This is a genomic window from Haloferula sp. A504, from assembly GCF_044385805.1.
Classification (GTDB): Bacteria; Verrucomicrobiota; Verrucomicrobiia; order Verrucomicrobiales; family Akkermansiaceae; genus Haloferula.
The window spans coordinates 89813-99462 of the sequence record NZ_JBISBU010000002.1; the positions used below are offsets into that span (position 1 = coordinate 89813).

Here is a 9650-nt window from a genome sequence, read left to right on the forward strand (position 1 = left end):
AGAAAGGGACTCGCGGATTCCGGGCGGGCGGACCTGCGGATACAAAACGACCGCCGGGCGCATCGCGCCGGCGGTCGTGGGGAACAAAGGTCGTGGAAATCAGTCGCGCAGCTCCTCATTGAGCTCCCTCGCCAATTCGGCGGCTTCCTCAAAGAGCTTCTCGCGCTCGCGGGTGCTGAGCCCGCCGGCCTTGGCCTTTTCCTCAAGCGCATTGAGCTTGGCCAGATCGCGCTTCAGTCGGCTGGCCTCGCCGGACGAGAGCCGACCGGAGCGCTCGCCGAATTCGATCTTCTCCTCGAACCGGTGCTGGGCGTGGTTGAGGATCGGCGTCCGCTGGCTGGCCTTCTCCGACTCTTCGAGAGCGGCATTGATCTCGTCGTTCAGATCGTCGAGAGCGCCACGCAGTTCGGCCCTTTCCTCTTCGGTGAGCTCGCCGTCGGCACGCATCTGCTTGCCGTTCTGGGTGATGGTGGTGTGCTTCACCTTGAAGATCTGTCCATTCTCCTCGGTGATCGAACCGTGGTGGAGAAGCCGGACGATGCGCTTGTAGGTGTGGTTGTGGTACTCGACGAGATTGGACGGGCGCTTGTCGGTCGCCTCGGGATCCTTCTTCCACTTGTGGGTGTCCAGATGGTCGAGGAGTTGTTCCTCCCTCATCGCACCCCTTTCGCCGGCATCGCGTTGATTCCAGGCAGCGCGGTGGTTGGGCTTGCGGCCTTTCCCGGGCTTCTGGGCAAAGGCAGGCGGGATCAGGAGGGCGGAGAGCAGTAGAATGGGAATGATCTTCATGGCAGATTGGAACAGGTTCAGGCAGGAGAACCCCGGCTCACGCGGAAGGTTGCGCATCACCCGAAGAATTTGATACCCGTTTGGGCCGTGAGCGACCGCTATGAGATCCTCGACATCCTGACTCAGGATGCGGACGGCGTCGCCTTTCACGCAGAAGACCGAGAAACCGGCACCGAGGTGGTGCTGCGCCGGTTCTTTCCATTCGGGGCCAATGGCGGTGGGCTCGTTGATGAAGAACGGTCCGCCTACGAGATCGCCGTGCGCCGCCTGATGGGGGTTTCGCACCCGGCACTGCGCAACGTGCTCGACGGCGGCACCGACCCGGTGGATGGCATGCCCTTTCTGGTAACCGAATGGCTCGGTGGCCGCCCGCTGGCCCACCGGCTGCAGGACAAACCCCTGAGCCCTCACTCGGCCAAGGCACTGATCGATCTCGCTCTGGAAACCTGCCAGGTCCTTTCCGAGGCATTCCAGGAAGAGTGCGTCTGGATCGAAACGGCGACCAGCTCCATCCTGCTGAACGGCAACGATGAGAACCGTCAGGTCACTTTCCGGATCTCACCACTGCGCTGGCTCGGTGAGGATGAATCGCGCAAGGGTCTGCGCTCGCTGCTCCGGCTTTGCGAAGAAGTGACCGGCTGGAGCCGCCGAATGCTCTCCGATGGCTCGGGTGATGGCCTCGGGGGCTGGATCCGGGCACTGCGAAAGGATCCTGACCAATGGAGTCTCGAGCAGGCACGCTATGCCCTTCATTATGGCCCTGCGGCCCTTGAAAACGCATCCAGTGGAGTCGTTCAGAATTCCTCCCCGATCTCGCCACCCGACGCCACCATCCCTGCCCAGGCATCGGCACCGGCGCTGCGGTCCACGAGTTCCACCAACTGGTGGCCTTGGATCATCGCCGCGTCGCTGACCGTTCTCGCGATTGGATTCATCTTCTGGCAGGCCTATCGTCACCGCGACCCGGCCGCGCCACCGATGGCGGCGGCCACCGAGGAGGCGCAGATGACCGATGTCGAACGCGCCTCGGCCCGGGTCGCCGAGCTGATGGCGGAGAGAGAAGCCGCCAACGCCGCCGCCAATCCGAATCCCGCGCCCGCCGTCGATCCAACGGAAGACAAGCGTCTTGTCGCCCGGGGGAAGGCACTCCACAACAAGCTCGGCGAAGTGGATCATGTCGAAGGTCAACTCCGGCAGGTCCGGGCCAGCAGGAGTGGCGACACGATCTACCTCGAGCTGGGATCCTTGAGAGGACCCAACGCCATCTGTGGTCGATACAAGACCAAGCTCAAAGTCTTCACCGAGAAAGAGCTGAGAGATCTTGTAGGCAAACGCCTGCGCCTGCGTGGAAAGGTTGTGAAGGATCCGGGCAACCGGATTGCGATCGACCTGACAGCGAAAGATACCATCGAGGTGATCGCAGACTGAAGGAGCGCGCGACGCTGTCGCGCATCGCCCAAGCTGAAGACTCAGCGTTCCCTTTCCCGATCCGCAAGATGTGACAATCGCTGATTGGCAAATGCAGACACGATGAACACACCATGCGCGACAGCGTCGCGCGCTCCTTCTCACCTCCGCACTTGGTCTTCGCCCGGATACCCTCTTCACTGCTCAAGTGATTCCGGCCGATTCGGACCTCGCCCGCGTCGACTTCCTTGCCCCCAAGGAAGTGCTCGCGCTGGCCTCGGCGGGACTCAGGACCGCGAGGCAGCTCCTCGACCACCTGCCGCGCCGCTACGAGGACCGGCGGCGGTTCGACTCCTTCCCCGCCGAAGCCGGCGGCGCGCCGGTCTGCATCCGCGGCACGGTCATCGACACCCGCAACCGCTTCGGCCCGCGGGTGCGTTTCTACGAGGCCGTCGTCGCCGACGCCTCCGGCTCGGGGGTCGGACCCGCCACCCTGACCTGCCGCTGGTTCAACATGCCCTTCCTTTCGAAGGTGCTCGCCGCCGGCCAGGAGATCATCCTCCACGGCAAGCCGAAGGAATTCCAGGGGCGCATCGTCATCGACCACCCCGATTTCGAGGTCATCAAGGACGATGCCGGCCCGTCCATCCACCTCGAGCGCATCGTGCCGGTCTACCGCAACGTCTCCGGCATCGCCCAGCGGAGACTACGGGAGATCCAGTACTCGACACTCGACGCCGTCGATCCCGCCACGCTGGCCACCGCCTTCGACGTCGATCCGACCTACCCGCGACATGAGGCCTGCCGCGAGGCCCACTTCCCCGAGGCCATGGAACAGGCCGAGGCGGCCCGCCGTCGCTTCGCCCTCGAGGAGTTCTTCGCCGTGCAACTCAACGTCGTCTGGCGGCGTCGCCGCATCCACGACTGCAGCGGGAGGGTGCTCGGGAGGAAGACCGAGTTGCTCACCGCATTTTATGAAAGCCTGCCCTTCGACCTGACCGGCGCCCAGAAGCGCTCGATCAAGGAGGTCGTCGCCGACATGCGCCAGCCGCGCCCGATGAACCGGCTGCTGCAGGGCGACGTCGGCTCGGGAAAAACCTTCGTCGCCATGGCATCCATGCTTCTGGCGGTGGACTCCGGAGCCCAGGCCGCGCTGATGGCGCCGACCCAGATCCTCGCCGAGCAGCACTTCCTCACCTTCCGCCAATGGCTGGAGCCGCTGGGGGTTCGCGTCGCCCTGCGCACCGCCGACCGGCAGGAGAGCACGCACGTCGAGCTCGAGGGCGACGCCCAGATCATCATCGGCACCCATGCGCTGCTCTATGATGAGGCGCTGTTCTCCGACCTCGGGCTGATCGTCATCGACGAGCAGCACAAGTTCGGCGTGATGCAGCGCGGTCGACTCATCGACCGGGGTACCCGCCCCGACGTGCTGGTCATGACCGCCACGCCGATCCCGCGGACGCTGACCATGACCATTTACGGCGACCTCGATGTCTCCATTCTCGATGAACGGCCCGCCGGCCGCGGAAAAATGGTCACCGCCCTGCGGGTGAAGCCGAGGCAGAGCGACCTCAACAAGTTCGTCAAAACCCAGCTCGAAGAAGGCCGCCAGGCCTACCTCGTCTATCCACTGGTCGAGGAAAGCACCAAGCTGAAGGCCGAGTCCGCCACCGCCGCCCATGAGAAGTGGCTCAAGCGCCTAACAAAATTCGAAGTCGGCCTGCTCCACGGCAAGATCGACGCCGAGGAGAAGGAAAGCGTGATGCGCCGCTTCCGCGACCATGAGATCGATGCGCTGGTGGCGACCACCGTGATCGAGGTCGGCGTCGACGTGCCGAATGCCAACCTCATGATCATCCACCACGCCGAGCGCTTCGGCCTCGCGCAGCTCCACCAACTCCGGGGCCGGATCGGACGAGGTGAGCACAAGAGCTACTGCATTCTCCTCACCGACGGCAAATCACCCGACGCCATGGAGAAGCTGCAGGTCATGGAAAAGACCTCCGACGGCTTCGTCATCGCCGAGGAGGACCTGCGGCTGCGCGGGCCCGGCGACGTGCTGGGCACCCTGCAGAGCGGCCTCGGCGACTTCCGCTTCCCGGATTTCCTCGCCGACACCGCCCTGCTCCGCGAAGCCCGCGCCCTCGCCGACCAGGTCATCGGGGAAGACCCGAAACTCGACGGCCCGCACTCGGCGCTGCGGAGTTGGATCTCGGACGAGGAAAAGCCCGCACCGACGTCATAGTTGTCTTCACCGGGTAGAACGGATTCCCGACCCTCCAAGTCGGTGCGCCCTGTACGGACCACAAGAACGCCCGCCTCCTCGCGGAAGCGGGCGTCGGGAAAAGCAGGGGAAATCCCCTATTCGCCGGCGAACTCCTTCTGCACCTTCGCCGGGCGCTTGAGGAGGTCGCGGATCTCCTTCGGGTTCATCTTGGAGACCTCCTCTTCGGAGACGCCGAGGGCGATGAGACGCCGCCGGTGCTCGAGTTGGCGGCGGCGCTTGGGACCCGGTGCCTTGGTCGGGCGGGTCATGTTGGTTTTGGAGTACTTGCGGTTTCTGGCCATGGCGTCTGGGGAGCGGGAGATAGGCGCTCCGCATCCCGGGGTCAAGTCGAGAAGAAACCCGGCATGGAACCCTGACCGCCGGGGCCGGATCAGAGCTTGTAGAACTCCTCCCAGCCTTTCCGCGGGGCGGGGTCGAGGAGAGCCTGGGCCGCGTCGTTGCCGACGATGGTGTTCGTCTTCGGGTCGAAGGTCAGCTCACCACCCAGTCGCTGGGCGATGATTCCGAGGTTGAAGACCTGGCACAGCTCGCCGGAGACCTTGAAGGGTGAGCGGGCCTCTTCCTCCCCTTTGCAGGCGAGGATGAAGTTGGCGTAGTGGCTCGAGGCCTTGGCGTTCACCTTGGGCAGTTCGCCGCGCATCTCCATGAACTTCTCGCGTGGCAGGATCTGCAGGGTCGAGGCGTGGCTGCCTCCCTGGAAGGTGAGGTCCTTGCCGTAGATGATCTTGCCGGGCGCGCCGAGCTTCACCTCGCCGAGTTCCTCGGGCACCGGCGGTTGGTTGCCCTTGCCGTCGAACCAGGTCACGTCGCAGGCCGGCATGTCGCCGCGCTCGGGGAACGCGAAGTTGATGGTCGAGGCCTGGGGGAAGACCAGGTCGTTCGGCCCCTCGCGCTTGACCGCCGTGATCGAGGTCGGCAGGCCGAGCTTCAGGAAACGGTGGGCGGTGTCGAGAATGTGCGGACCCCAGTCGCCAAAGGCGCCGGACCCGTAATCGAACCAGCTGCGCCACTCCTGCGGGTGCAGCCGCTTGCTGAAGGGATGCACCGGCGCCGGACCGCACCACACCGGCCAGTCCATGCCCTCGGGCATCGGATCCTCCGGATACTCGCTCACCGTCGCCCCCCAGCCGTGCCAACGGCGCGGCTTGTTCATGTAGGCATGGATCTTGGTGACGTCCTTGATGATCCCGGCCTTCGTCCACGCGTCGAACTGGAAATAGTTGGCGCCCGAGTGGCCCTGATTCCCCATCTGGGTCACCACGCCGCTCTTTTCCGCCATCGCGATCAGGCGGGCGCACTGGCCGAAGGTGTGGGCCAGGGGCTTCTCGACGAAGACGTGCTTGCCCAGCGACATCGCCAGCATCGCCATGCAGAAGTGGGCATGGTCCGGCGTGGCGATCATCACCGCGTCGATATCGTCGGCCATCTCGTCGAACATCTTGCGGAAGTCGGTGTACTTCTTCGCCTGCGGATGCGCCTTCTGGGAACCCTGGGTGTGCCCGCCCTTGAGGTCCACGTCGCACAGCGCGACCACCTCGCAGTGGCCGGAGGCGACCATGTTCTTGAGGTCGCCCCCACCTTGGTTGCCGATCCCGATCGCCGCGAGCCGGACCTTTTCATTGGGCGAAACCGTCGCCGCGCGCGAGCGGGTGCCCATGACCACGGAGGCCGGAACAATGGTGAACGCGCCGAAGGCGGCGGAACGCTTGAGGAAATCGCGGCGGGAGGCGGTGGTCGGTTGCTTCATGGTGAAATGCTAGGTTCGGCCGATTTCTACGACCAGCCCCGATTCGATCATTCATCGTCCCGGCGAAGCGGCCGGCGGCACCCCGTCCCCGACCGGTCCCGGAGGCTCCCGGTTCCTCACCCCAGCCACCGCCAGACGGCGGCGACCGCGGCACACAGGACCACCCCGATGACCAGCGGCATGAAGGCGGCAACCACCGTCCACTTCCATGACTTCGTCTCCCGGTAGATCGTGTAGAGCGTCGTCGAGCAGGGGTTGTGGCAGAGTGAAAAAAGCATCAGGCAGACCGCGGTCAGCAGGGTCCAGCCACCCGCTTCGAGGATGCCGCGGGTGGCGTTCTCCCCGGCCTCGAACATCACGCCCGATCCCTCGCCCAGGCCGTGCTGACCGGTGACCAGCACGGTGAGCATGAGCACCGTCGGGATCACGATCTCGTTGGCTGGAATCGCGACGATGTAGGCCAGCACAATGACGCCGGTGAGCCCCATCCACCAGGCCAGAGGGTCGAGCGCCCCGATGGCCCATTCGGCCAAGCTCGCATCCCCGGCGGGAATGTTCGACACCAGCCAAATCACGGCACCGGCGGGCAGGGCGAACACCACGGCCCGCCACAAGACGATCAGGGTGCGATCGATGAGCGAGGTGTAGAGGGTGCGGAGGAAGGCCGGCGGACGGTAGGGCGGCAACTCGAGGGAAAACGAGGTCGCCTCGCCGCGCAGCATCGTGCGCGCCAGCAGCCACGAGGTTGCGAAGGTGAAGCCGAAGCCAAGCAGCGCGACCAGCAGCACCGAGCCGGCGGCCACGGTGCCCGACCAGGCGGCCGGCACCGCCGCGCCAAGGAAGATGGTCGCGAGCAGGATCTGTGTCGGCCAGCGGCCGTTGCACAGCGAGAAGTTGTTGGTGAGAATCGCGATCAGGCGCTCGCGCGGCGAGTCGATGACCCGCGTGGCCACCACGCCGGCGGCATTGCAACCGAGACCCATCGCCATCGTCAGGGCCTGCTTGCCGTGGGCGCCGACCTTCTGGAACAGGCGATCGAGGTTGAAGGCGACCCGCGGCAGGAATCCGAAGTCCTCCAGCAGGGTGAAGAGCGGGAAGAAAATCGCCATCGGCGGCAGCATCACGCTGATCACCCAGGCCGTGGCCAGATACATGCCGTCGGCCAGCAGTCCGGTGAGCCACCACGGCGAGCCGATCGACTCGAGCAGCCCGCGCAGGGCCGGGTGACCCGCTTCGACCAACAGACCGGAAAGCAGCTTGGATGGGTAATTCGCGCCGGTGATGGTGATCCACAGCACCGCTCCCAGGACCAGCACCATCGTGAGGAAACCGAACACCGGATGGGTGAGCAGCTGATCCACCCGCTGCTGCCAGACCAGGCGCCGGGACTCGCCCTCACGCGTCACGCTGCGGCCCGAAATCCGCGCCGCCTCCGCATAGACCGACTCCGTCAGTTGGTCGTGCAGGTTCTGGGGAAGTTGCCAGCGGAGTTCCGCGGCCTTCGCCAGCACGGGCTCCAGCACCTCCCCGGGCGGGGCCGCCCCGGGGTCCACCGGGGCGAGTTCGGCCAACTCCCCGCTGCGGACAGCCTCGATGATCTGGCGATCGCCTTCGAGCAGCCGCAGCGCGACCCAGCCGGTCTGGGGCAGGGCCGGAAAGGCCCGCGCGAGACCCTCCTCCACCTGATCGATCGCGCCGCGCAGCCGGGGCAGGTCGAGCGGCAGCCGCCGCGGCGGTGGCTCGTCGGGCATGGCCGCGACGGTCGCAAGCTCCCGGATGAGTTCCGGGATTCCCTCGCCCGAGCGCGCCGCGCACGGCACCACCGGGACCCCCAGGTCACGGGCCAGCGTGCGCGCATCGATCTCGATCCCGTGGGCGCGCGCCTCGTCCATCAGGTTCAGGCAGACCACCGTGCGGCGGGTGATTTGCAGGATCTGGAGGGTCAGGTTGAGGTTGCGCTCGAGGCAGGTCGCATCGACCACCACCAGCGTCACATCCGGCCGGCCGAAGAGCAGAAAACCGCGGGCCACCTCCTCGTCCGGCGAGGCCGACATCAGCGAGTAGGTGCCGGGAAGGTCGACCAGCTTGTAGCGCTTCTCCTGGTAGGAAAACGCCCCCTCGGCGCGGGCAATCGTCTTGCCGGGCCAGTTGCCGGTGTGCATCCGCAGTCCGGTCAGGGCATTGAACACGGTCGTCTTGCCGGTGTTCGGATTGCCGGCCAGGGCGACCACGAAATCCGAGTCGCCGACCTTCAGCCCCAGCTTCTGCATCGTGCCGAATCGCGACGGACAGCGGACGCAGGCCTCGCCCGGCTCGTGCGAAGTCGGCGGGCCGCTCACGACCCGCCTCCTTTCCCCGGCAGGACCAGCACCCGCTCGGCCTGCTCGCGTCGCAGCCCGACCATGGAGCCGCGGATGAGGTAGGAACGCGGCGAGCCGAAGGGACTGGCAAACTCGCAGCGAATCCCCGTGCCCGGCACGATGCCGAGGTCGAGCAGCCGGCGCCGCTCCGCGCCGACACAGGCCGGCGAAAGCCCGACCACCCGGCACGCCGCACCGACCGGCAGGTCGCTCAAGCGACGGATCGCCGCATCGGCGCGCTGCTCGTCGGCAAGCTCCGCCAGATGGATCAGCCCGGTCCAGCTGCCCGGCACCTCGAGCTTCCGTCCTTCGCCCACCATCTCCATCGACCCATCCGGCCGCCGGGTGATCCCGCTGAGGACCATCCCGGGGTGCAGGCCGATTCGGACCATTTCCCGGTAGAGCGACTGGGGTTCGTCCTCAAGGTGCTCGATCACGGCCTCGCCGCCCTCGGCCCACTCGGCCAGGGAAACCCGCTGCGCCCCGGGCAGCTCGCCCTCACGGGTCGGGATCGGGTCGCCGTGGGGATCAAAGCGCGGATTGCCCAGGCGGTCGGCCAGCTCGTCGGTCTCGGCCGTCCCGAGCCGGTGCTCGGCGACGTGAGCAGCCCGGTGCCAGTCCTTGGCCGGCACGCCGGTTTCACGCGCCAGCCACGTCTCCATCAGGCGGTGGCGACGCACCACCTCCACGGCCGCCTTGCGGCCTTCCGCCGAAAGCGTCCAGCCGTCACCGCGCGGCCCGGCCAGCCCGCTCGCGGCAAGCGACGCGAGCGTCTTCGCCGCCCGTGGGCGACGCAGGTCGAGGGCGCCGGCGACGCTGTCGACGCTCGCCACCACCCCACCCTCTTCACAATCGAGGAGGTGCTTGAGCACATCCTCTTCACGCTTGTCGACGTGTTCCGGCAATCGATCGGAACTCACGGTGAAACCATGACTCCTCTTCGTCAGAATTCAAAGCACGGACCTTGGCCAAAGCCCGGACCTTGGCCAGAGAGACGCCGTACGAAAGCCCGATCGCCCCGGCCATGTTCTCCGCGCCAATAAGCCGATAAACGACG

The 9650-nt window shown here is 66.2% G+C and carries 7 protein-coding genes; 2 read left to right on the forward strand and 5 right to left on the reverse strand.

Translation table 11 applies throughout. The features are described from left to right. Positions 1 to 99: 99 nt before the first annotated feature. A complete protein-coding gene (locus ACG2LG_RS01360) occupies positions 100 to 846 on the reverse strand; it encodes a hypothetical protein (protein WP_396255668.1) in 747 nt (248 codons plus the stop codon). Positions 847 to 876: 30 nt separating this feature from the next. On the opposite strand from ACG2LG_RS01360, the gene ACG2LG_RS01365 reads away from it, so the two are divergent. Beyond that, positions 877 to 2217: a hypothetical protein gene (locus tag ACG2LG_RS01365; RefSeq protein WP_396255670.1), complete on the forward strand. Its 1341-nt coding sequence runs from the start codon at positions 877 to 879 to the stop codon at positions 2215 to 2217. 187 nt (positions 2218 to 2404) lie between these two features. Then, positions 2405 to 4444, forward strand: a complete 2040-nt coding sequence (recG, locus tag ACG2LG_RS01370; protein WP_396255671.1) for an ATP-dependent DNA helicase RecG — start codon at positions 2405 to 2407, stop codon at positions 4442 to 4444. Between the two features lie 116 nt (positions 4445 to 4560). On the opposite strand, the gene ACG2LG_RS01375 is transcribed toward recG, so the two are convergent. From ACG2LG_RS01375 to ACG2LG_RS01390, 4 genes are all read right to left on the reverse strand, one after another. Then, positions 4561 to 4734, reverse strand: a complete 174-nt coding sequence (locus ACG2LG_RS01375) for a hypothetical protein (RefSeq protein WP_396255672.1) — start codon at positions 4732 to 4734, stop codon at positions 4561 to 4563. Positions 4735 to 4856: 122 nt separating this feature from the next. Further along, the gene (locus ACG2LG_RS01380; protein WP_396255674.1) at positions 4857 to 6233 is read right to left on the reverse strand and encodes a Gfo/Idh/MocA family oxidoreductase; all 1377 of its coding nucleotides are present in this window, start codon (positions 6231 to 6233) and stop codon (positions 4857 to 4859) included. Positions 6234 to 6349: 116 nt separating this feature from the next. Beyond that, positions 6350 to 8503: a ferrous iron transport protein B gene (gene feoB, locus ACG2LG_RS01385; RefSeq protein ID WP_396255883.1), complete on the reverse strand. Its 2154-nt coding sequence runs from the start codon at positions 8501 to 8503 to the stop codon at positions 6350 to 6352. Positions 8504 to 8568: 65 nt separating this feature from the next. Further along, positions 8569 to 9513 (reverse strand): iron dependent repressor, metal binding and dimerization domain protein, encoded by a 945-nt coding sequence (locus tag ACG2LG_RS01390; protein WP_396255676.1) that lies wholly within the window; start codon positions 9511 to 9513, stop codon positions 8569 to 8571. Between the last annotated feature and the right edge of the window lie 137 nt (positions 9514 to 9650).

What these genes read in the sequence shown, in the direction of transcription:
- ACG2LG_RS01360 (WP_396255668.1), bottom strand. Translation starts at nt 846, where the DNA reads ATGCGCAACCTTCCGCGTGAGCCGGGGTTCTCCTGCCTGAACCTGTTC.
- ACG2LG_RS01375 (WP_396255672.1), bottom strand. Translation starts at nt 4,734, where the DNA reads ATGACCCGCCCGACCAAGGCACCGGGTCCCAAGCGCCGCCGCCAACTC.
- ACG2LG_RS01380 (WP_396255674.1), bottom strand. Translation starts at nt 6,233, where the DNA reads ATGAAGCAACCGACCACCGCCTCCCGCCGCGATTTCCTCAAGCGTTCC.
- feoB (WP_396255883.1), bottom strand. Translation starts at nt 8,503, where the DNA reads ATGCAGAAGCTGGGGCTGAAGGTCGGCGACTCGGATTTCGTGGTCGCC.